The sequence below is a fragment of the Polynucleobacter sp. JS-JIR-II-b4 genome (assembly GCF_018687815.1).
In the GTDB taxonomy this organism is placed as follows: Bacteria; Pseudomonadota; Gammaproteobacteria; order Burkholderiales; family Burkholderiaceae; genus Polynucleobacter.
The window spans coordinates 864,209-884,651 of record NZ_CP061306.1; the positions used below are offsets into that span (position 1 = coordinate 864,209).

Below are 20,443 nucleotides of genomic sequence, written 5' to 3' on the forward strand. Positions count from 1 at the left end.
TTAAAATAACGGTCTTTGCCCCCAAATTCGGGGGTAACTATCCAATTGAATTTCAGAAAGCTAGAAAACATCCGTGCTGTCAGCATCTAATATCACCATGCAGTTTGGGGCAAAGCCTCTGTTTGAAAACATTTCCGTGAAGTTTGGTGGCGGTAATCGTTATGGCCTGATTGGCGCAAACGGTTGCGGTAAATCCACCTTCATGAAAATTTTAGGTGGCGAGCTAGAGCCAACTAGCGGCAATGTGAGTTTGGACCCCGGCATTCGTTTGGGTAAGTTGCGTCAAGATCAATTTGCTTACGAGGATGTGCGCGTACTCGACGTCGTGATGATGGGTCACGAAGAGATGTGGAAGGCTGCAGCTGAGCGCGATGCTATCTACGCCAATCCAGATGCTACTGATGAAGATTACATGAAGGCTGCTGAGCTTGAGGGTAAGTACGCCGAATACGGTGGCTACACCGCAGAAGCAAAAGCGGGTGAGTTGTTGTTAGGTATTGGCATTCCTATTGACCAACACAATGGTCCGATGAGCAACGTTGCACCAGGATGGAAGCTGCGTGTATTGCTAGCGCAAGCATTGTTCTCCGATCCAGATGTATTACTGCTCGATGAGCCAACGAATAACTTGGATATTCACTCCATCCATTGGCTTGAAGATATCCTCAACCAAATTAAGAGCACTATCGTCATCATTTCCCATGACCGTCACTTCCTCAATGAAGTCTGTACGCATATGGCTGACATGGACTATGGCACATTAAAGGTCTACCCAGGCAACTACGACTCCTACATGCTGGCTTCTGTGCAGGCGAGAACGCAACAGCTCAGCAATAACGTAAAAGCCAAAGAGAAAATTGCTGAATTAGCAGCTTTCGTGGCCCGCTTCTCTGCAAATGCTTCTAAAGCTCGTCAAGCGACTTCACGTCAGAGGCAGCTGGAGAAGATTGAGATTGTTGAGGTAAAGCCCTCTTCACGTCAGAACCCATTTATTCGTTTTGATACTGAGAAAAAATTACACAATATGGCGGTAGAGTGCAACGCACTTACTAAAGCTTATGACCGCGTCATCTTTAAGAATTTCAAATTAGGCGTTCGCGCTGGTGAAAAGATTGCGATCATCGGTCAAAATGGTGCTGGTAAGACAACTCTTCTCAAAACAATCTTGAGTAAGCGCTTTGATGGTATTGCCGCTGATAGCGGTGATGTGAAGTGGGCTGAGAATGCTAACGTCGGCGTAATGCCTCAAGACAACACCGAGATGTTCGCTAAAGACGAATTGCTCATGGACTGGATGAATTGGTGGCGCAATACCGGCGATGATGACCAAGTGATCCGTGGCACTTTGGGCCGCCTCCTGTTCTCTGGTGACGATATTGGCAAGTCTGTCAAAGTTCTATCTGGTGGTGAAAAGGGCCGCATGATTTGGGGCAAACTCATGCTCCAAAAATACAACGTCCTGGCAATGGATGAGCCAACCAACCACATGGATATGGAATCGATTGAGAGTTTACAAATCGCTCTTGAGAAATTCGACGGTACTTTGATATTTGTTTCTCATGACCGCGAGTTTGTTTCTGCATTAGCCAACCGCATCTTAGAAGTGAAGATGGATGGTACGGTGGTGGATTACTCTGGCACTTACGAAGAGTACCTACGTAGCCAAGAGTTGGCTGGTTAATTAAGGCCCAGTTGTAAAGCTGGCAATAAAAAATAAGCCCCTAAGCGGGCTTATTTTCTTTGGCTTGTCTCTGGAAGCGGGTTGCAGTACCTTCTGCACGAATGCGTTTCCATACGGAATCTTTTTCTTCTTGAGAAAAGAATACCCAATTACTCACTTCACCTAAAGTGCGACCACAACCTTGGCAGATCTCATCGTATAGCGTGGTGCAAACACCAATGCAAGGCGAGTCAGAGTCTGCATCCCCAGTGGATAGGGAATGGGAGCCATCTTGCACAATAGATTTGGTGTCTTCAGAATTCATGGCTGTACTTTAGACGATTTCAAAGGACTGTGCTCGGCGAGCTCATCTACATAAGCCCCTATGCCTTGATGTTCACGATCTAGGAAGTGTTGCACAGCTTTGGCAAACTGAGGATCCGCAATGAAATGGGCAGATTGAATGGTAGTGGGCAAGAAGCCGCGCGCCATCTTGTGTTCACCTTGTGCACCACCTTCAAAGGCTTGAATCTGATTAGAGATGCAATATTCAATTGCTTGATAGTAGGCGGTTTCAAAGTGCAAGCAGGGCACATGTTCAATGGCGCCCCAATATCTCCCATAAGCCTTAGAGCTTGTGGGGTCAACAACTAGTAGCGACGCAGCGATTGGGTTGCCATTGCGCTCAGCAATGATGAGGTGTAAGTTTTCAGGCAGGCGATGCGCCCATAATTTCAAGAATGTCTCATTAAGATAGGGGCTGGATCCATGCTCTAAGTAAGTGTTTTCGTAACAGCGATAAAAGAATTCCCAATCAGCATTGGTTGAAGATATTCCTGGGACATGTCTAAAAGTAATTAGCTCTCTAGATACCTGCTCTCGTTCACGTCGAATATTCTTACGGCGCTTCATAGTGAGGACTTCTAAAAATTGTTCGAAATTTTCAAAGCCTTGGTTATGCCAATGAAATTGAACTGAGTCTCGCAACATAAAGCCTTGACCCTTAAGACTCTTTACTTCTGAAGCATGGGGAAATAAAACATGTGCTGAAGATAGATTATTTTGCAGAACCAAAGTCTTAAAGCCTGCAATTAATTGTCGTTCTACTAAATCAGCATCTACATTTCTGGCGCTCAAAATCCTTGAGCCTTGAACGGGTGTAAACGGAATGGCGCAAAGCGCTTTCGGAAAATACTGCATACCTTGTTGCTCATAGGCCTGAGCCCAAGACCAATCGAAGACAAATTCTCCGTAGGAGTGTTGCTTCAAATACAGGGGCATTGCACCAATCAGTTTTTGATCATCCCTTAAAACGAGATGAGCCACTTGCCACCCAGTATTGCCTCCAACACAGCCAGTTTCCTCTAGCGCACTAAGAAACTCATGGCGAAGAAAGGGTCCTGCATCTGAGGTAAGAAGAGTATTCCACTCCTCTGAGGTGATATCGCTAAGGCGATCAACTATTTCTAATTGAAATGAATCGGGCTCTGCCACGATTAACGCTGAATGAGCTCTATTTTGTAACCATCAGGATCGGTAACAAATGCAATGATGGTGTCACCGCCAGCTACTGGACCAGCCTCACGAGTGACATTGCCGCCAGCCGCCTTGATGGCAGCACAAGCAGCATAGGCATCCGGAACCTCAATTGCAATATGCCCATAGGCCGTGCCTAGGTCGTAGGATTGAACGCCATGGTTGTAGGTAAGCTCAATCTCCGATTGGCCATCACCATTACCTTTGCCGTATCCGACAAAAGCAAGGGAGTATTTTTGCTCAGGACGCTCAGTTGTGCGCAGTAAATTCATGCCCAATACTTTGGTGTAGAAATCAATAGAGCGATTTAAGTCGCTGATGCGAAGCATAGTGTGTAGGATCATCATGGGTTAAATATAACGCTATTTATTTAATCGTGTTGAGATGAAAAACCCCGGTATGGAGCCGGGGTTTGCTGTATTGCATTTCTTTACATGGATGCGTAGTTTGGACCGCCGCCACCTTCTGGGGTAACCCAGACGATATTTTGTGTTGGATCTTTAATATCACAGGTTTTGCAGTGTACGCAGTTTTGCGAATTGATTTGCAAGCGCGCTTTACCATCGGTTTCTACAAACTCATATACGCCAGCAGGGCAGTAGCGTTGCTCGGGTCCTGCATAGGTTTCCAGGTTCACGCCCACAGGAATAGATTCATTCTTCAGTGTTAAATGAACCGGTTGATTTTCAGCATGATTGGTATTGGAGATAAATACTGAAGAGAGGCGGTCAAACGTAATCTTGCCATCTGGCTTAGGGTAGTCAATCGGCTTGTGTTGCGCTGCAGGCTCCAAACATTCATGGTCTGCATGTTTTAAATGCACTGTCCATGGCATGTTGCCACCCAAAAGCTTTTGCTCTAATCCCACCATCAGCGTGCCAGCATAAAGTCCTTTTGACATCCAGGGCTTGAAGTTGCGCGCTTGATTGAGTTCTGTATGTAGCCAACTGTTTTGAAATGCAGTTGGGTACGCAGACAAAACATCCTCAGAGCGATTCTCATTGATAGCAGCAACTGCTGCTTCAGCAGCAAGCATGCCAGTCTTAATTGCCGCATGACTTCCTTTGATGCGAGATGCATTGAGGAAGCCAGCATCACAACCAATGAGTGCGCCGCCAGGAAATACAGTCTTAGGAAGGCTATTTAAACCACCGGCAGTCAGTGCGCGTGCGCCATAGGAAATGCGTTTACCACCCTCAAAGGTCTCACGAATCTTTGGGTGCAACTTATATCGTTGGAATTCTTCAAAAGGAGAGAGGTAGGGATTCTTATAAGACAAGCCAACCACTAATCCAACAGCAACCTTGTTGTCACCTAAGTGATAGAGGAATGAGCCACCATAGGTATCACTCTCTAAAGGCCAGCCAGCGGTGTGCACTACTAGCCCAGGCTTACTCTCGGAGGGTTCAACCTCCCAAAGCTCTTTAATGCCAATGCCATAGCTCTGGGGGTCTGCATCTTTATCCAATGCAAACTTAGCAATCAGTTGTTTGCCAAGATGACCACGCGCGCCTTCAGCAAAGAGGGTGTACTTGCCGCGCAATTCCATGCCAAGCTGAAACTGATCCGTTGGATTGCCTTCTTTGTCTAAACCCATTGAGCCTGTAATCACGCCGCTGACTGCGCCTTGCTCGTTATAAAGAATTTCTGCAGCCGGAAAGCCAGGGAAAATTTCTACGCCAAGGTTCTCGGCTTGTTGTCCTAGCCAACGCGTGACGTTAGCAAGGCTGACAATATAGTTACCTTCATTTTTAAAGCAGTGCGGCAACATCCAGTTTGGAACTTGAAATGAGTTATCGCTGGTTAAGAATAGAAATTGATCTTGCGTGACGGGTGTATCGAGCGGTGCTCCGAGCTCTTTCCAGTCAGGGAATAATTCAGTGAGTGCCTTGGGGTCCATGACGGCGCCAGAAAGGATGTGGGCTCCGATTTCAGAACCCTTTTCTAGAACACAAACACTGATTTCTTTTCCTGAGGAGCTGGCTAATTGCTTGGCTTTAATAGCAGCCGACAATCCTGCGGGACCGCCTCCAACAATGACTAGGTCATAGTCCATAGAGTCCCTGGGACCATATTGCTCTACCAACTCTGCAGAATTCATTCAATTTCTCCGAAATTTCTTAAAAATGGGGCATTTAAGCCCTAATAGTTTAGTTCTAAGTGACAAAAACCGAATTAGTGCCAAGACCGCCTAGCTCAAGGCGTCTTAAGCGTTATGATTGCTTTTTTACCCATTTTGGCAATATTAGGACAAAAGTTATGAATAAAACTTACCCATCGGCAGTAGATGCCTTGCGGGATATCTTAAAAGACGGACAAAAATTGGCCGTTGGCGGTTTTGGTCTTTGTGGCATTCCAGAGGCTTTAATTCAGGCGGTTAAGGACCTAGGCGCTCAAAACCTCACCGCAATTGCAAACAACGCTGGCGTCGACGGGTTTGGTTTGGGTTTATTGCTCAATTCACGCCAGGTAAAGAAAATGGTTGCTTCATACGTGGGCGAAAACAAAGAATTCGAACGTCAGTATTTGGCTGGTGAATTGGAGTTGGAATTTACACCGCAAGGAACTTTGGCTGAAAAATTACGTGCCGGTGGTTGTGGTATTCCTGCTTTCTATACCAAAACTGGTGTTGGTACTTTGGTTGCTGAAGGTAAAGAAGAAAAAGAATTCGATGGCGAGAAATACATCATGGAGCGTTCAATCGTTTCGGACATCTCCTTAGTAAAGGCTTGGAAGGCAGATAAGTCCGGTAACTTAGTCTATCGCTATACAGCACGGAACTTCAATCCAGTAGTTGCTATGGCTGGCAAGATCACCGTTGCAGAAGTAGAAGAGATTGTTGAGAACGGCAAACTCCATCCTGATGAGATTCATACGCCCGGTATTTATGTCCACCGTTTGGTGCTGCATAAAACACCAGAAAAGCGCATTGAACAGCGCACTATGACTGCAACAGCGTAATTCCCAGAACAGCAATAGAACAGAATACTTAGGAAGATCGAAATGCCTTGGACTAGAGATGAGATGGCAGCACGAGCTGCTAAAGAATTAAAAGACGGTTACTACGTAAACTTGGGCATTGGTATGCCCACTTTGGTAGCGAATCATGTGCCGAAAGATATGGAAGTATGGCTTCAGTCTGAAAATGGTTTATTGGGTATCGGACCGTTTCCAACAGAAGAAACAATTGATGCAGACTTAATCAATGCCGGTAAGCAAACGATTACAACTTTGCCTGGTTCATCCATTTTTTCTTCTGCCGATTCATTTGGAATGATTCGTGGTGGAAAAATTAATATCGCGATCCTGGGTGCAATGCAAGTGAGCGAACATGGTGATTTAGCCAACTGGATGATTCCAGGAAAAATGGTCAAGGGCATGGGTGGCGCAATGGATTTGGTTGCCGGCGTTAAGCATGTAGTGGTATTGATGGAGCACGTTGCCAAGAAAAAAGATGGCACAGAAGAGCTTAAAATTTTGCCGAAGTGCACATTGCCATTGACAGGTGTGGGCGTCATTAGCCAGATCATTACTGATCTTTGTGTGCTTGACATCACTCCTAAGGGTTTGAAGTTAACTGAATTGGCTCCAGGCGTGACCAAAGAAGAGGTTATTGCTAAAACAGGAGCCCCTGTTGACACAACAGGTTTCTAATCAGCGTCATCAATTAATGGAATAATGGGTTCACCATGTCGGGCTCCCATCATTTCCATTCGAAGCCATCTAAACCCCAGAATCAATCTGGGGCAGATCCTTCCCTACATGCCCATAAGAAGGGTGATGCACGGCACACCCATAGCAAGCAAGCCTCCAATCAAAACCTACTGTTAATTGCCTTAGTACTGACTTTAGGCTTTTCAGGGGTTGAGGGCGCTGCCGCTTATTTCGCTAATTCATTGGCGCTGATTTCTGATGCTGGCCACATGGTCACTGATGCAGCGGCTTTGGGTTTAGCGCTACTTGCGCAGATTATTTCTCGTCGCCCACCATCCCCGAAGCATTCATTTGGTTTTGGGCGTGCCGAAGCGCTAGCAGCGTTTGTCAATAGTATTGCGATGCTGGCTTTGGTTTTATGGATTGTCATTGAGGCGGTCAGTCGTTTTGCTAATCCCCATAAAGTAGATGGCTTGACTGTTACGGTTGTTGCTGCAATCGGTCTTCTGATGAACATCGTCGTGGCATGGGTTTTGTCTCGCGATAAGCAAAGCGTGAATACCCGTGCGGCACTAGTTCATGTCATGGGTGATCTATTGGGTTCAGTTGCGGCATTGATTGCTGGTGTTGTTATTCAACTTACCGGTTGGATGCCAATCGATGCGATTCTCTCTATTTTGGTATCGCTGCTTATTCTGAAGTCCACCATCTCGATTCTGCATGAGTCTTATCACTTCCTGATGGAAGGCGTACCTCTACATATTGACTACTTACAAGTAGGTACTGATTTAAGAAATATTCCAGGCGTACTCGCGGTGCATGATCTGCACGTATGGGAAATGACCCCTAGCTTCCCAGCCTTAATTGGCCATATTGAGATCGCTGAGATGCAGAAGTGGCCAGAAATAATGGCCAGAATCAATACGATGCTCTTGAATAAGCATGGTATTGATCATGTGACCTTGCAGCCTGAAGAGGTTGGTGATGACCATGAGCACGATCATCTCCATCATGAAGTTCATAATGAAGCTCAAGCAGCAAATGTATTTCATGACGGAGTTACTTTCTTTGTGGAGTGCTCAAGCGGTGATGAAAAACACCGCATGGCTTATCACGCTTGGGGCAATCCTGGAAATAAAGTATTGGTGTGTGTTCACGGCCTAACAAGACGGGGCAGCGACTTTAAGACACTTGCTCAGGCAATGTGCAAAGACTATTACGTAGTATGTCCAGACGTAGTTGGCAGGGGTGAATCGGATCGCTTAAGTAATCCAATGCTTTATGCCGTGCCACAGTACGTTGCCGATATTGCTGCGTTAGTTAAGAAGCTAGGCGTTGCACAAGTAGATTGGCTGGGAACTTCCATGGGCGGCTTGATTGGTATGGTGTATGCCGCAATGCCAAACTCACCCATACGGAGAATGATCATCAATGATGTGGGTCCCAAGATTGAGCCAGAGGCAATTAAACGCCTAGGCTCATACGTTGGTCAACCATTTACTTTTTCAGATCGCTCCGAAGCGCTTCAACGCTTAAATGAAATTTGCGCCACTTTTGGCGAGCACACTCCTGAAGAGTGGGAAATTTATAACGGCCCTATGCTGATTCAGAAAGATGGTAAATGGATCATGCATTACGACCCAGATATCTCAGTGCCGTTTGCATCAGTAAACCCCATCATGGCTAAAGCAGGTGAGATGGCGATGTGGCATGCCTTTAAGCAAATTCATATTCCGATGTTGATTGTCCGAGGCGGTAACTCTGACTTGCTTTCCGCTGCCACAGTCGCAGAGATGTGCAAAGTCAATCCTCATGCACGCAGTATTGAAATTCCCAATGTAGGTCATGCACCTGCGTTTGTGAAGCCGGAGCAGATTGCTTTAGCAAAAGAATTTTTCAGTTAATTAGTTCTTAATCACCCCTTATTGCCAATGGCAAATGTCCCCAGCAATTCGACAAAAGAGTCAGTATTCGTAGATGCCTGGTATGGTGAGCCGGCAGAATTGCACGCAGCCGGGGTATTGCAAGTATTGCAGTCTCTCAATCTGGATGAGGCGACATTAACTGCCGCCAGCAATATTGCCCGCACCCATGGCAAAGAAGCCCTCATAAAACTTATTGGCGAAGAGTCCGCGAAACTACTCATTGGTTATCGCGGCTTACGTCAAGCACAGGCAAAGCTAGTTCGTGGTGATGGTGGCTTAAGTGTTACTGGCCAAGAAGAAATGTTGCGCAAAATGCTTTTGGCATTTGGTGATGATTTGCGGGTAGTTCTGATTTATCTTGCCTCCCGTCTGCAGACATTGCGCTGGATTACACAAGAGAAGATCGAGATGCCTGCAGCTTGGGCTCAAGAAATCTTGAGTATCGATGCCTCACTAGCCAATCGATTGGGTATTTGGCAAATGAAGTGGGAGATGGAGGACTTAGCATTTCGAGCGCTCTCACCACAGACTTATCGTGATATTGCCAAGATGCTGGATGCTAAACGCATTGAGCGCCAATCATTCATCGACCAAATCGTCTTGCAACTACAGCAAGAATTAAAGTCTGCGCAGATTGAGGGCGAAGTACTTGGAAGACCAAAACATATTTACAGCATCTGGAAAAAGATGGAAGGCAAATCTTTGGACTTTGCCAATCTGTATGACGTCAGAGCGTTCCGGGTTTTGGTAGAGGACGTGAAGTCTTGTTATGCCGTCTTGGGTATCGTGCACAATGTCTGGCAGCCGGTACCAAGAGAGTTTGATGATTACATCGCGCGACCTAAGCCTAACGGTTATCAATCGCTGCATACGGTAGTCATGAATGATGATGGCACCGCATTTGAGATTCAGGTACGCACACAAGAAATGCATCAGCAGGCGGAGTATGGTTTAGCTGCGCATTGGCGCTACAAAGAGGGTGCTTATGCGGGTATGGCCACACCCCCCAATCCCGCCAAAACAAACAAGCCAAGTGTTACTCACCAGCAAGGCACGCATAGCGCAGAGGTTGCTTATGAAAGGCAAATCGCTTGGGCTCGCCAGCTTATCTCTTGGAAAGAGGATGCTTGGGAGCAGCTTAAGCACCATGAGATTGATGACCATATTTATGTTCTTACGCCTTTAGGGAAAGTAATTTCTTTAGAGAAGGGCTCAACGCCAATTGACTTTGCTTATGCGGTTCACACTAATCTTGGTCATCGTTGCCGGGGTGCACGTGTAGATGGCGCAATGGTTCCGCTCGAGACAGCATTGAAAAACGGTCAAACCATTGAAATCATTGCTGTCAAACACGGTGGCCCATCACGCGATTGGATTAGCCCTGATAAGCACTATGTACGCTCACAAAGAGCACGCCAACGAGTACGCGCTTGGTTTAATGCACTTGATGATGAAGAGGCCGGACAATCTGGAAAATCTGTAGAGGGTAAAGCTGAAGGAATCCCTGAATTAAAGACTCCATCCACAACACCTGAAATCGTTTTGCGCAGCGGCACTCATAAAGCAGGGCGAGGCGGCGATGTTTTGGTCGTTGGCGTGGATTCATTATTGACCCAGTTAGCGCGCTGCTGCCGACCTGTTCCACCGGATGCAATTGCGGGATTTGTGACCCAAGGTAGAGGTGTTTCAATTCACCGTCGCTCATGCAAAACCTTTAGAGGTTTGCTGGAGAGAGCGCCTGAGCGGGTCATTCAAACGGCTTGGACTGCTTCTGCTGCTGATCCTGTAGTCAATCAAGAGCAAAAACGCGTCTTTCCAGCTGATTTAGTGGTAACTGGCTTAGATCGCCCAGAGTTAATGCGGGAGCTCTTTGAAATTCTGACCAGGCAGGGCGTGCATGTGATCGATTTGCGTAAATCAGCCAAAAAAGGTCTGGCCCAGATCCTTTTAACGATTGAGGTGAAGGATTCTGAAGTGCTGCGAGTCGTGCAAAACAGCCTAGAAGAGGTCAACGGGGTCACCCAAGTGCGCCGCCGGTGATAAACTCTATGGCTGTATAGGCTCGTAGCTCAGCTGGTTAGAGCACCACCTTGACATGGTGGGGGTCGTTGGTTCGAGTCCAATCGAGCCTACCAACGAATAAGACCCAAAAGAAGCGCTAATCATGGCTTCAAAGAGGCGCGGATGCCCAAAAGCTACCGCGCTTTCTTTTTGGGAAAGATGTCAGTAATGAAGTTCCGTAAATAAGATGGGGTCATCATGCTTGTAGTTACTCTACCCGATGGATCAAAACGTGAGTTTGAGGCACCAGTTCGCGTAGCGGATGTTGCTCAAAGCATCGGTAGTGGTCTTGCAAAAGCTGCCTTAGGCGGCATCGTAGATGGCAAGATGGTGGATACCAGTTTTGTGATTGATAAAGACAGTCAATTAGCTATCATCACCGACAAAAGTCCTGAGGCTCTTGAGATTGTGCGTCACTCCACAGCTCACTTGTTGGCTTACGCTGTAAAAGAATTATTTCCAGAGGTACAAGTAACCATTGGTCCAGTAATCGAGAATGGCTTTTACTACGACTTCTCTTATCACCGCCCATTTACTCCAGACGACTTAGTTGCTCTCGAAAAGAAAATGACTGAGCTCGCTAAAAAAGATGAGCCAGTTACTCGCACCGTAATGCCGCGCGATGACGCTGTCGAGTTTTTTAAGAAGCAGGGTGAAAACTACAAAGCAGAATTGATTGCCAGCATTCCGCAGGGCGAAGATGTTTCTTTGTATGCCGAAGGTAAGTTCACTGACCTTTGTCGCGGCCCGCACGTGCCTTCTACCGGCAAGCTCAAGGTATTTAAGCTTATGAAGCTGGCTGGCGCTTACTGGCGTGGCGATAGCAAGAATGAGATGCTGCAGCGTATTTACGGCACTGCATGGTTGCGTAAAGAAGATCAAGATGCTTACTTACATATGCTTGAAGAATCTGAGAAGCGTGATCACCGCCGCCTCGGTAAGCAACTTGATTTATTTCATTTTCAAGAAGAAGCGCCTGGTTTAATTTTCTGGCATCCAAAAGGTTGGTCCATTTGGCAAGAAGTTGAGCAATACATGCGTCGCGTGTATCAGCAAGAAGGCTATCAAGAAGTAAAAGCTCCGCAGATTTTGGATCGCGGTCTTTGGGAAAAATCAGGCCACTGGGAAAACTATAAAGAAAATATGTTCACGACGGAGTCGGAGAATCGTGCTTATGCATTAAAGCCGATGAACTGTCCTGGTCACGTGCAAATTTATAACTCTGGCTTGCATAGTTATCGTGAGTTGCCATTACGTTTTGGTGAGTTTGGTCAGTGCCACCGTAACGAACCATCAGGTGCATTGCATGGTTTGATGCGTGTGCGCGGCTTTACTCAAGACGATGGTCATATTTTCTGTACTGAAGATCAAATTCAATCTGAAGTAGCGGCATTTGATAAAGCAGTTCGTGCCGTGTATCAGGATTTTGGCTTTACCGAAGTGGCAGTAAAGCTGGCCTTACGTCCTGCTAAGCGTGTAGGCGATGATGCTATTTGGGATAAAGCAGAAGAGGCTCTCCGTGGTGCCCTCAAGGCCTCAGGCCAGGAATGGGAAGAATTGCCAGGCGAGGGTGCTTTTTATGGCCCTAAGATCGAATATCACCTTAAAGACTCGATTGGCCGTACTTGGCAGTGCGGCACGATTCAGGTTGATTTCTCGATGCCAGCCCGTTTGGGTGCTGAATATGTGGCTGAAGACAATACTCGCAAGACCCCAGTCATGCTCCATAGGGCAATTGTGGGCTCTTTAGAGCGTTTTATCGGTATTTTGATCGAAAACCACGCTGGAAACATGCCTGTTTGGCTGGCTCCAACCCAGGCTGTAGTCCTTAATATCTCCGGAAATTCTGCTGCATATGCACAACAAGTGCAGCAATTACTGAAAAAACAAGGGTTTAGAGTCGAATCCGATTTGCGGAACGAGAAAATTACGTATAAAATACGCGAGCACGCATTACAGAAGACTCCATTTTTGCTAGTTGTAGGTGATAAAGAGTCTGAAAGCAATACGGTGGCCGTTCGTGCCCGTGGCGGAGTAGATTTAGGTGTAATGCCTCTTGATGCCTTCGTTGCCCGACTCCAGCAGGATATATCCCATAAAGTCGGACCCGAGCCTAGCTAGGGTTAGAACGGTTTTTATTGTTTTTTTAAAGGAATTAAGAAGATCGCTACTGAAAAATTGCAGCGCATTAACCGGGAAATTACTGCTCCTGAAGTGCGTTTGATTGGAATTGATGGAGAGCCCATCGGTGTAGTTAAGTTGAGTGAAGCCTTGGCTTTAGCAGAAGAGAAAGAGACCGATTTGGTTGAAATTGCTCCGACGGCTGTGCCACCTGTAGTCCGCATCATGGACTTCGGCAAATTCAAATACCAAGAAGCCAAGCGGATGCATGAAGCTAAGCTGAAGCAAAAAGTAATTCAGGTGAAGGAAGTGAAATTCCGCCCTGGTACTGATGATGGTGACTATGGTGTGAAGCTACGCAATCTAATCCGCTTTTTGGAAGATGGCGATAAGACAAAGATTACGCTGCGGTTTCGGGGTCGTGAAATGGCCCACCAAGAAATCGGTGTCAGAATGTTGGAGCGTTTGAAGTTGGACCTCGTTGAGTACGGTCAAGTTGAACAGTTTCCAAAAATGGAAGGCCGCCAGATGGTGATGGTATTGGCCCCCATTCGTAAGGCTAAGTAACTGGGTTCTACCTGGTTCTTGTGTAGTGAGGTGTCGTAAGACGCTGGTAGTTTGAAGTGCTTCTGGGTACAGGAAGAGTAACCGTCGGTTACCACCTATGTTGCACAAGTAATTGAAGGGGTGCTTTATGCCCAAGATGAAGAGCAAGAGTAGCGCTAAAAAGCGCTTCACGGTTCGCGCAGGCGGAACGATTAAACGAGGACAGGCTTTCAAACGCCACATCCTTACCAAGAAGACCACAAAGAATAAGCGTCACTTACGTGGTACTACCGAAGTTGCGAAAGCTGACGTTAAGTCAATTCGCTCCATGCTTCCTTACGCTTAACCTCAGACTAGATTAGGAGAAATAAATGCCAAGAGTCAAACGTGGGGTTACAGCAAGAGCCCGTCATAAGAAAATCACCGATGCCGCTACAGGTTACCGTGGCCGTCGTAAGAACGTATTCCGTATTGCTAAGCAAGCGGTTATGCGTGCTGGTCAATATGCATATCGTGACCGTCGCAATAAGAAACGTGTATTCCGCGCATTGTGGATTGCCCGTATCAACGCGGCAGTTCGTCAGCATGACATGACCTATAGCGTATTCATGAATGGTATGAAGAAAGCTGCGATCGAACTCGACCGCAAGGTACTTTCTGATATGGCCATTGCTGACAAAGCGGCTTTTGCTGCTTTGGTTACTCGGATCAAATCCGTAGTAAACGCTGCAGCTTAATCTTAGTTTTCTAAACTAAGCTGCAATGGTTTCTCTCGACCACATTGTCGAGGATGCTAAACGTGATTTCCTCGGAGCTGCCGATGCGGCAGCTCTTGAGGACGCGAAAGCCAAGTATCTCGGTAAGTCAGGTGTTCTCACTGAGCGTTTAAAAGCGCTTGGTGGAATGTCGCCTGATGAACGCAAGAGTGCTGGCGCCCAAATTAATCAAATCAAAACCCAAGTAGAAGCTGCATTACAAGAGCGCCGCCAAGCTTTGGCTGATGCCATCTTGTTGCAACGTCTTGCAGCCGAGTCTATCGATGTGTCCTTGCCTGGCCGTGGCCAAGCAGTAGGTAGCTTGCATCCTGTGATGCGCACCTGGGAGCGTGTTGAAGAGATCTTCCGCTCAATAGGTTTTGACGTAGCAGATGGCCCTGAGATTGAAACCGATTGGTTTAATTTCACAGCCTTAAATAGTCCTGAGAATCATCCTGCACGTTCAATGCAGGATACTTTTTATATCGATGGTAAAGATTCTAACGAGAAGCCTTTGCTATTACGTACGCATACCAGCCCTATTCAGGTTCGTTATGCGAGCGAGCATGTTAAGAAATACGCTAGTGCAGATGTAATGCCGCCAATCAAGGTGATTGCGCCAGGCAGAACATATCGTGTTGATAGCGATGCAACCCATTCACCAATGTTCCATCAAGTTGAAGGCTTGTGGATTGCTGAGAGCGTTTCTTTTGCAGACCTCAAAGGCGTCTATACAGATTTCTTAAGAACCTTCTTTGAAACGAATGCATTGCAAGTTCGTTTCCGACCTTCATATTTCCCTTTTACAGAGCCTTCTGCTGAAATTGATATGGCCTTTGGTAGTGGCAAGCTTGCCGGCCGTTGGTTAGAAATCTCCGGAGCAGGGCAGGTTCATCCAAACGTCTTACGTAATATGGGTATCGACCCAGAGCGCTATACCGGCTTCGCATTTGGATCTGGTCTAGAACGCTTAACGATGCTGCGTTACGGCGTAGATGATTTGCGTCTCTTCTTTGAAAACGATCTGCGTTTCTTGGCGCAGTTCCCTGCATAACCAAATCATTAACTAGATACCGCTATGCAATTTTCTGAATCTTGGCTTCGTCAGTATGTAAACCCATCACTCGATAGTGATGCGCTTGGTCATGCAATGACAATGGCCGGTTTAGAAGTTGAAGAGCAACATTCAGTAGCACCTGCATTTACTAAGATCGTGATTGCGCAGATATTGTCTGCAGAGCAACATCCTGATGCAGACCGTTTACGTGTTTGTAAAGTAGACGCTGGTACTGGTCAAGAGTTACAGATTGTTTGTGGTGCGCCTAATGCGCGTGCTGGCATCAAGATTCCGTGCGCTATGGTTGGCGCTGAATTGCCTCCTGCTGAAGCCGGCGGCAAGCCATTCATGATCAAAGTAGGTAAGCTACGCGGCGTTGAAAGCCAAGGCATGTTGTGCTCTGGCCGTGAGCTTGGCCTGGGTGATGATCACGAAGGCATCTTAGAGTTACCTGTTGATGCGCCAGTTGGTAAAGATATTCGTGAATATCTGAATCTTGATGATCAAATCTTTGTTATTAAATTAACCCCGAATAAAGCCGATTGCCTCTCATTGATGGGGATGGCAAGAGAAGTTTCCGCCATTACTGGTGCTGCGCTCTGCGCGCCGAAGTGGACACCACCAGCAGTATCGATTAACGACAAGTGCAAAGTTACTGTAGAAGATAAAGAACTCTGTGGACGTTTTGCTGGTCGCGTGATTCGTGGTGTCAATCCGCAGGCTAAAACGCCCGAGTGGATTGTGCAGCGTTTATCCCGCGCAGGTCAAAGAAGTATTTCTGCATTAGTGGATCTCTCCAACTACGTCATGCTAGAGATGGGGCAACCTACCCACGTATTTGATATTGATAAATTGAATGGCGATATCACTGTTCGTTGGGCTAAAGCAGGCGAAACTCTTGAATTATTAAATGGTCAGACTGTGACTTTGCAGCGCCCCGACTCTGCGGGCAAGTTACAGGACGCTGGTGTGGTTGCTGATCAGAATGGCCCGGTAGCGCTTGCCGGAATTATGGGCGGGAATCATTGCGCCGTATCTGATGACACCAAGAATATCTATGTTGAGGCTGCATATTGGTTGCCTTCAGCTATTCAGGGCCGTGCCCGCCGCTTTAACTTCAGTACCGATGCGTCGCATCGATTTGAGCGTGGTGTGGATCCACAAAATACGGTTAATTGTCTAGAGTATCTCAGCGCCTTAATTATTGAGGTCTGCGGTGGCCAAGCTGGTCCAGTAGATGATCAAGTATTGAATGTGCCAGAACGTAAGCCAGTCAAAATGCGTTTGGCTAGAGCAGAAAAAGTAATTGGTATTCCACTGACAAATGAAGTGGTTGCTGATGTATTTCAGCGTCTTGGTTTTGAGTTTAAGCAAGAGGGTGATGCGTTTATCGTTGCGCCTCCAAGCTATCGTTTCGATATTGAAATCGAAGAAGATTTGATTGAAGAAGTCGCTCGCATGTACGGCTTTGAAAATATCCCCGATCAACCGCCAGTAGCCTCATTGAAGATGAGTGCTAAACCAGAAGCAAAACGCGGTGTTCATTTATTGCGCCAGCGTTTGGCTCTCCAAGGTTATCAAGAGGCAGTAAATTTTGGTTTCACAGATCTTGAAAGTGAAAAGCGTTTAACTGGCGCCACTGAAAAGGACATCATTGCAGTGCTAAATCCTATTGCCAGTCAATACGGTGTGATGCGCAGCACGCTATGGGGCGGTTTGTTAAATAACCTCAAGGCGAATTTGAACCGTGGAGCAGGGCGTGTGCGCCTGTTTGAGACTGGCCGTGTATTTAAGCGTGACGTGAATGCTCAAGAAGAAGCTGGCAAAGTGGCCGGTTTTCATCAGCCCCAGAAAATTGGTGGCCTAGCTTATGGATCTTTTGTTCCAGAGCAATGGGCCAATGCAACCCGTGCAGTTGATTTCTTTGATGTGAAGGGTGATCTGGAGTGTGTCTTAGATCCCCTGCATTTTGTCACTGAAGCTGCACAGCACCCAGCATTACATCCGGGTCGCAGTGCGAAGATATTCTTGACTACAGCCAAGAATCGCATTGAAGTAGGATTCATTGGTGAGCTTCATCCTGGTTTGCAACAAGCGTATGAGTTGCCACAAGCGCCGGTGTTATTTGAATTAGACTTAGATCCTATTCGTGAGCTTGGCTTACCGGTGCCTGAAGAGTTGAGTAAATTCCCTGCAGTGCAACGTGATTTGGCCTTGGTTGTTAAGCAAAGCGTTTCTGCGCAGTCCCTGTTAGATGTTATGGCTGCTAGCAAGCAAAATTTTGTGCGCAATATTGAACTCTTTGATGAATTCAAGCCTAAGGCTGGATCAAGCAGCATGGCAGATGATGAGAAGAGCTTGGCTTTCCGAGTAACCCTCTTAAACCCTAATGAGACATTGCAGGATCCCCAAATTGATGCAGTAATGGCTGCTTTATTGGGCGCAGTTGAGAAAAAGTGCGCGGCCCGTTTGCGCTAGGTTTAATATTAGGCATAAATCAAATAATTAATTAGTTACCAAAGAGACAAGCAATGACTGAATTGATTTCTAACGACACCGTTACCAAGAATGAGCTATCCGAAGCTCTTTTTGATCAAGTTGGACTAAATAAGCGCGAAGCAAAAGATATGATCGATGCCTTTTTTGATCGTGTTGGTCAATCTCTTGAAGCAGGCGTAGAAGTAAAGATCTCCGGTTTTGGTAATTTCCAGTTGCGCAATAAATCGGCTCGTCCTGGCCGAAATCCAAAGACAGGTCAAATGATTCCGATTGCAGCTAGACGCGTAGTTACATTTCACGCAAGTCAAAAGCTTAAAGATGTAGTGGAGTCACATGCTCGAGAAAACCGAGTTTGATGCTAGCTCAGCGCTGCTGAGCTCTCAACTTCCCCCGATACCAGCAAAGCGCTATTTCACCATTGGTGAGGTAGCTGATCTTTGTGGTGTGCGCTCTCACGTACTGCGTTATTGGGAGCAGGAGTTTGCTCAACTCAGCCCACAGAAACGCCGTGGTAACCGTCGTTACTACCAGCACCATGAAGTGGTCTTGATCAGAAAGATTCGCTCTCTCCTCTATGAAGAGGGCTTTACGATTAGCGGTGCTCGCAATCGCCTTGAAGAGGCTCGTGGCGATCTCCGTCTGCGTGAAGAATTGCAAGCGGTTCTGCAGATTCTCTCTAAATAGTTACTGCTACAATTTTAATTTCGTCGGGGCGTAGCGCAGCCTGGTAGCGTACATGCATGGGGTGCATGTGGTCGGAGGTTCAAATCCTCTCGCCCCGACCATTCAAACTAATCCCACTATCTCAAAGCACCATCTCTATGACAAGCGATACAAAACCCGTTGAATACTTTGGTCTCAAAATTCCTTTTTTGGCGCATTTGGGCGTAGTTCCTGAGTATGCGAAAGAGGGCAAGTCCCGTATTAGTCTTGACCTTAAGCCTGAGTATGAGAACAGCTTTGGTATTGCCCATGGCGGCGTCATCATGACACTCCTGGATTTTGCAATGGGGGCAGCAGCTAGGAGCATTTCCGAGGTTCCCTTGGGTGCTATGACAATTGATATGTCAGTCAGTTTCCTGCGTCCCAGCACCGGCAAAATCGTGGTGGAGGGCACCATCCTCAAGCCAGGAAAGACGATTAACTACTGCGAAGCTGTGGTTTTGAATGAAGCGGGGGAGATAACCGCTAAATCCAGCGGTACATTTATGCTCAGAGAATCAAAAACAGTTTAATTAAATATAATATTTATAAAGATTATGTCTTTTATTAACCTGAGCTGATATAGCCCTAATAAATATAGTTAATTATTCCGAATAATATATATTGCCTGATTGATTAATGTATATATAATCATCATCTAATATGGCTTATATCAGCCCTATAAAACAACCCATTATTCGGAGAGTGAAAAGAATATGTCTTCTTATAAAGAGCTTTTAGCCCAACGCGAGCAGTTGGATAAACAGATTAAAGAAGCAATTGCCCATGAAAAGGCTGATGGCATTGCCAAGGCCAAAGTGATTATTGAGCAATATGGCTTAACTGCATCCGATCTATTTAGCCGCAAAGCCGGCGTAAAGAGCGCTGGCGGTAAAGTGGCTCCTAAATACCGCAATCCTTCAACAGGCGAAACCTGGACTGGTAGAGGTAAGGCGCCAAAGTGGATTGAAGGCAGAGATCGTAGTAGCTACTTGATCTAAGTGCTTGTTTTTATTAAGTTTTAGTACCAAAGGCCGCTGATAGCGGCCTTTTCTTTTACTCCTTTCTCAATCTGAATTGCCCTCTAAGCGCACTTCCTAGCCAAAGCTTCTACAAATAGGGGCTCAAGTAACTCATGCCGACTACCATGAGGCCAGTTTCCCTCAGCCTCTGGATTAGTTGCGGGGTAGCCAATAATGAGAGGATTGAGGTCAATTAAGCCGTTTTCAAGCTCCTGTTTAATGCTTTCACTCAAGGGATGCTTACCGCCAGAGTTCTCGTCTGCCAGTGCAACCACACCAGGGTGCAGTTTGATAAAACCTTCATCTACTAGAATAGGTATGCGCTGTGTGTCCTTGTTTTTGCTAAAATAATGGATTAAATGGACTTGCTCTACAGGTGGAATAAGAGCATCCAAAAAGATCAAATCGGGGGCAATGGAAACAGCCTTCATTAAGCCCTCCAGGCTATCTACTGCCATTTCCATATCTACTTTGAGCTGCCAATCAGCAATAGACTCTAATAATTCTTGGCCATTCTCAGACCTTCTAAATATCCCCATGGCTACACAGTTTTGAGTGGTCTTTTGACGCATAGCCCTTTTTCTGCGCTGTAATTGCTGTTCTAAGGAGCTGGCCAATATACGTCTGTGGCCGCCACGGGTTTTCCAGGCAATGAGTTCGCCCAATTCCACCATTTTTTGAACGGTGCCTAGGGAAACCTGTAAAACCTTGGCGCTTTGGCGAGTACTGAGATATTCCGTTTCTGGGGTAATTGATTTCATATTTCCCTTAATTTCATTTAATTGTTTGAAGATTTAGAGAATAAAAATCAAATTCATTTGAATCTGTCGGTAAAACTTTAAAGCGGGGTAGGAAAGTTCTTATTAATTCTCATTTATAGGGAGATACCCCAAAATTCCTTGAAA

General features: G+C 46.4%; 20 protein-coding genes and 2 tRNA genes. 17 read left to right on the forward strand and 5 right to left on the reverse strand.

Annotation, left to right across the window (positions count from 1 at the left end):
• Positions 1-73: 73 nt before the first annotated feature.
• The gene (locus ICV90_RS04415; RefSeq protein WP_215360039.1) at positions 74-1,681 is read left to right on the forward strand and encodes an ABC-F family ATPase; all 1,608 of its coding nucleotides are present in this window, start codon (positions 74-76) and stop codon (positions 1,679-1,681) included.
• A gap of 40 nt (positions 1,682-1,721) precedes the next feature.
• Here ICV90_RS04415 and ICV90_RS04420 read toward each other — a convergent pair whose 3' ends face one another.
• The 4 genes from ICV90_RS04420 to ICV90_RS04435 all read right to left on the reverse strand — a co-directional run bounded on the left by ICV90_RS04420 (position 1,722) and on the right by ICV90_RS04435 (position 5,297).
• Positions 1,722-1,985 (reverse strand): DUF1289 domain-containing protein, encoded by a 264-nt coding sequence (locus ICV90_RS04420; protein ID WP_215360041.1) that lies wholly within the window; start codon positions 1,983-1,985, stop codon positions 1,722-1,724.
• Complete coding sequence (locus ICV90_RS04425; RefSeq protein WP_371743889.1) at positions 1,982-3,157, reverse strand: GNAT family N-acetyltransferase; 1,176 nt, start codon at positions 3,155-3,157, stop codon at positions 1,982-1,984. The genes ICV90_RS04420 and ICV90_RS04425 overlap by 4 nt, the downstream gene beginning before the upstream one ends.
• Positions 3,157-3,543: a lactoylglutathione lyase gene (gene gloA, locus ICV90_RS04430; protein WP_215360045.1), complete on the reverse strand. Its 387-nt coding sequence runs from the start codon at positions 3,541-3,543 to the stop codon at positions 3,157-3,159. Before gloA ends, ICV90_RS04425 begins: the two co-directional genes overlap by 1 nt.
• Positions 3,544-3,626: 83 nt before the next feature.
• Positions 3,627-5,297: an electron transfer flavoprotein-ubiquinone oxidoreductase gene (locus ICV90_RS04435; RefSeq protein ID WP_215360047.1), complete on the reverse strand. Its 1,671-nt coding sequence runs from the start codon at positions 5,295-5,297 to the stop codon at positions 3,627-3,629.
• A 158-nt stretch (positions 5,298-5,455) separates the two neighbouring features.
• Between ICV90_RS04435 and ICV90_RS04440 the strand changes: the two genes are divergently transcribed.
• From ICV90_RS04440 to ICV90_RS04515, 16 genes are all read left to right on the forward strand, one after another.
• The gene (locus ICV90_RS04440) at positions 5,456-6,157 is read left to right on the forward strand and encodes a CoA transferase subunit A (protein WP_215360049.1); all 702 of its coding nucleotides are present in this window, start codon (positions 5,456-5,458) and stop codon (positions 6,155-6,157) included.
• 42 nt (positions 6,158-6,199) lie between these two features.
• Positions 6,200-6,850 (forward strand): CoA transferase subunit B, encoded by a 651-nt coding sequence (locus ICV90_RS04445; protein ID WP_068321494.1) that lies wholly within the window; start codon positions 6,200-6,202, stop codon positions 6,848-6,850.
• A gap of 35 nt (positions 6,851-6,885) precedes the next feature.
• The gene (locus tag ICV90_RS10360; protein ID WP_215360051.1) at positions 6,886-8,754 is read left to right on the forward strand and encodes an alpha/beta fold hydrolase; all 1,869 of its coding nucleotides are present in this window, start codon (positions 6,886-6,888) and stop codon (positions 8,752-8,754) included.
• A gap of 27 nt (positions 8,755-8,781) precedes the next feature.
• Positions 8,782-10,815, forward strand: a complete 2,034-nt coding sequence (locus ICV90_RS04455; protein WP_215360053.1) for a bifunctional (p)ppGpp synthetase/guanosine-3',5'-bis(diphosphate) 3'-pyrophosphohydrolase — start codon at positions 8,782-8,784, stop codon at positions 10,813-10,815.
• An 18-nt stretch (positions 10,816-10,833) separates the two neighbouring features.
• Positions 10,834-10,910: transfer RNA gene (locus ICV90_RS04460), tRNA-Val, on the forward strand.
• Between the two features lie 124 nt (positions 10,911-11,034).
• On the forward strand, positions 11,035-12,957 hold the full coding sequence (thrS, locus tag ICV90_RS04465; protein ID WP_215360055.1) for a threonine--tRNA ligase: 1,923 nt from the start codon (positions 11,035-11,037) through the stop codon (positions 12,955-12,957).
• Between the two features lie 42 nt (positions 12,958-12,999).
• On the forward strand, positions 13,000-13,524 hold the full coding sequence (infC, locus tag ICV90_RS04470; protein WP_174249837.1) for a translation initiation factor IF-3: 525 nt from the start codon (positions 13,000-13,002) through the stop codon (positions 13,522-13,524).
• 127 nt (positions 13,525-13,651) lie between these two features.
• The gene (gene rpmI, locus ICV90_RS04475; protein ID WP_046330084.1) at positions 13,652-13,849 is read left to right on the forward strand and encodes a 50S ribosomal protein L35; all 198 of its coding nucleotides are present in this window, start codon (positions 13,652-13,654) and stop codon (positions 13,847-13,849) included.
• Between the two features lie 25 nt (positions 13,850-13,874).
• Complete coding sequence (gene rplT / locus ICV90_RS04480; protein WP_011902675.1) at positions 13,875-14,240, forward strand: 50S ribosomal protein L20; 366 nt, start codon at positions 13,875-13,877, stop codon at positions 14,238-14,240.
• Between the two features lie 25 nt (positions 14,241-14,265).
• On the forward strand, positions 14,266-15,312 hold the full coding sequence (gene pheS / locus ICV90_RS04485; RefSeq protein ID WP_215360057.1) for a phenylalanine--tRNA ligase subunit alpha: 1,047 nt from the start codon (positions 14,266-14,268) through the stop codon (positions 15,310-15,312).
• Between the two features lie 24 nt (positions 15,313-15,336).
• A complete protein-coding gene (gene pheT / locus ICV90_RS04490) occupies positions 15,337-17,793 on the forward strand; it encodes a phenylalanine--tRNA ligase subunit beta (protein WP_215360059.1) in 2,457 nt (818 codons plus the stop codon).
• A gap of 53 nt (positions 17,794-17,846) precedes the next feature.
• Positions 17,847-18,170 carry an integration host factor subunit alpha gene (locus ICV90_RS04495; protein ID WP_072582283.1) on the forward strand — a complete coding sequence of 108 codons (324 nt, stop codon included), beginning with the start codon at positions 17,847-17,849 and terminating at the stop codon, positions 18,168-18,170.
• The gene (locus ICV90_RS04500; protein WP_072582284.1) at positions 18,148-18,498 is read left to right on the forward strand and encodes a MerR family transcriptional regulator; all 351 of its coding nucleotides are present in this window, start codon (positions 18,148-18,150) and stop codon (positions 18,496-18,498) included. The genes ICV90_RS04495 and ICV90_RS04500 overlap by 23 nt, the downstream gene beginning before the upstream one ends.
• A gap of 24 nt (positions 18,499-18,522) precedes the next feature.
• Positions 18,523-18,599: transfer RNA gene (locus ICV90_RS04505), tRNA-Pro, on the forward strand.
• 36 nt (positions 18,600-18,635) lie between these two features.
• Positions 18,636-19,049: a PaaI family thioesterase gene (locus tag ICV90_RS04510; RefSeq protein WP_215360061.1), complete on the forward strand. Its 414-nt coding sequence runs from the start codon at positions 18,636-18,638 to the stop codon at positions 19,047-19,049.
• A gap of 183 nt (positions 19,050-19,232) precedes the next feature.
• Entirely contained in the window at positions 19,233-19,517 is a 285-nt protein-coding gene (locus ICV90_RS04515) for an H-NS family nucleoid-associated regulatory protein (protein ID WP_215360063.1), read from the forward strand.
• An 83-nt stretch (positions 19,518-19,600) separates the two neighbouring features.
• Here the strand turns inward: ICV90_RS04515 and ICV90_RS04520 are convergent, their stop codons facing one another.
• Positions 19,601-20,299, reverse strand: coding sequence for an excisionase family DNA-binding protein (locus tag ICV90_RS04520; RefSeq protein ID WP_215360065.1), 699 nt, complete (start codon positions 20,297-20,299; stop codon positions 19,601-19,603).
• Positions 20,300-20,443: the final 144 nt, after the last annotated feature.

Excerpts from the sequence above, each read along its gene's own strand:
- ICV90_RS04420 (WP_215360041.1), bottom strand. The coding sequence starts at position 1,985 with ATGAATTCTGAAGACACCAAATCTATTGTGCAAGATGGCTCCCATTCC.
- gloA (WP_215360045.1), bottom strand. The coding sequence starts at position 3,543 with ATGATGATCCTACACACTATGCTTCGCATCAGCGACTTAAATCGCTCT.
- ICV90_RS04435 (WP_215360047.1), bottom strand. The coding sequence starts at position 5,297 with ATGAATTCTGCAGAGTTGGTAGAGCAATATGGTCCCAGGGACTCTATG.
- ICV90_RS04440 (WP_215360049.1), top strand. The coding sequence starts at position 5,456 with ATGAATAAAACTTACCCATCGGCAGTAGATGCCTTGCGGGATATCTTA.
- ICV90_RS04445 (WP_068321494.1), top strand. The coding sequence starts at position 6,200 with ATGCCTTGGACTAGAGATGAGATGGCAGCACGAGCTGCTAAAGAATTA.
- ICV90_RS10360 (WP_215360051.1), top strand. The coding sequence starts at position 6,886 with ATGTCGGGCTCCCATCATTTCCATTCGAAGCCATCTAAACCCCAGAAT.
- ICV90_RS04455 (WP_215360053.1), top strand. The coding sequence starts at position 8,782 with ATGGCAAATGTCCCCAGCAATTCGACAAAAGAGTCAGTATTCGTAGAT.
- thrS (WP_215360055.1), top strand. The coding sequence starts at position 11,035 with ATGCTTGTAGTTACTCTACCCGATGGATCAAAACGTGAGTTTGAGGCA.
- rpmI (WP_046330084.1), top strand. The coding sequence starts at position 13,652 with ATGCCCAAGATGAAGAGCAAGAGTAGCGCTAAAAAGCGCTTCACGGTT.
- rplT (WP_011902675.1), top strand. The coding sequence starts at position 13,875 with ATGCCAAGAGTCAAACGTGGGGTTACAGCAAGAGCCCGTCATAAGAAA.
- pheS (WP_215360057.1), top strand. The coding sequence starts at position 14,266 with ATGGTTTCTCTCGACCACATTGTCGAGGATGCTAAACGTGATTTCCTC.
- pheT (WP_215360059.1), top strand. The coding sequence starts at position 15,337 with ATGCAATTTTCTGAATCTTGGCTTCGTCAGTATGTAAACCCATCACTC.
- ICV90_RS04495 (WP_072582283.1), top strand. The coding sequence starts at position 17,847 with ATGACTGAATTGATTTCTAACGACACCGTTACCAAGAATGAGCTATCC.
- ICV90_RS04500 (WP_072582284.1), top strand. The coding sequence starts at position 18,148 with ATGCTCGAGAAAACCGAGTTTGATGCTAGCTCAGCGCTGCTGAGCTCT.
- ICV90_RS04510 (WP_215360061.1), top strand. The coding sequence starts at position 18,636 with ATGACAAGCGATACAAAACCCGTTGAATACTTTGGTCTCAAAATTCCT.
- ICV90_RS04515 (WP_215360063.1), top strand. The coding sequence starts at position 19,233 with ATGTCTTCTTATAAAGAGCTTTTAGCCCAACGCGAGCAGTTGGATAAA.
- ICV90_RS04520 (WP_215360065.1), bottom strand. The coding sequence starts at position 20,299 with ATGAAATCAATTACCCCAGAAACGGAATATCTCAGTACTCGCCAAAGC.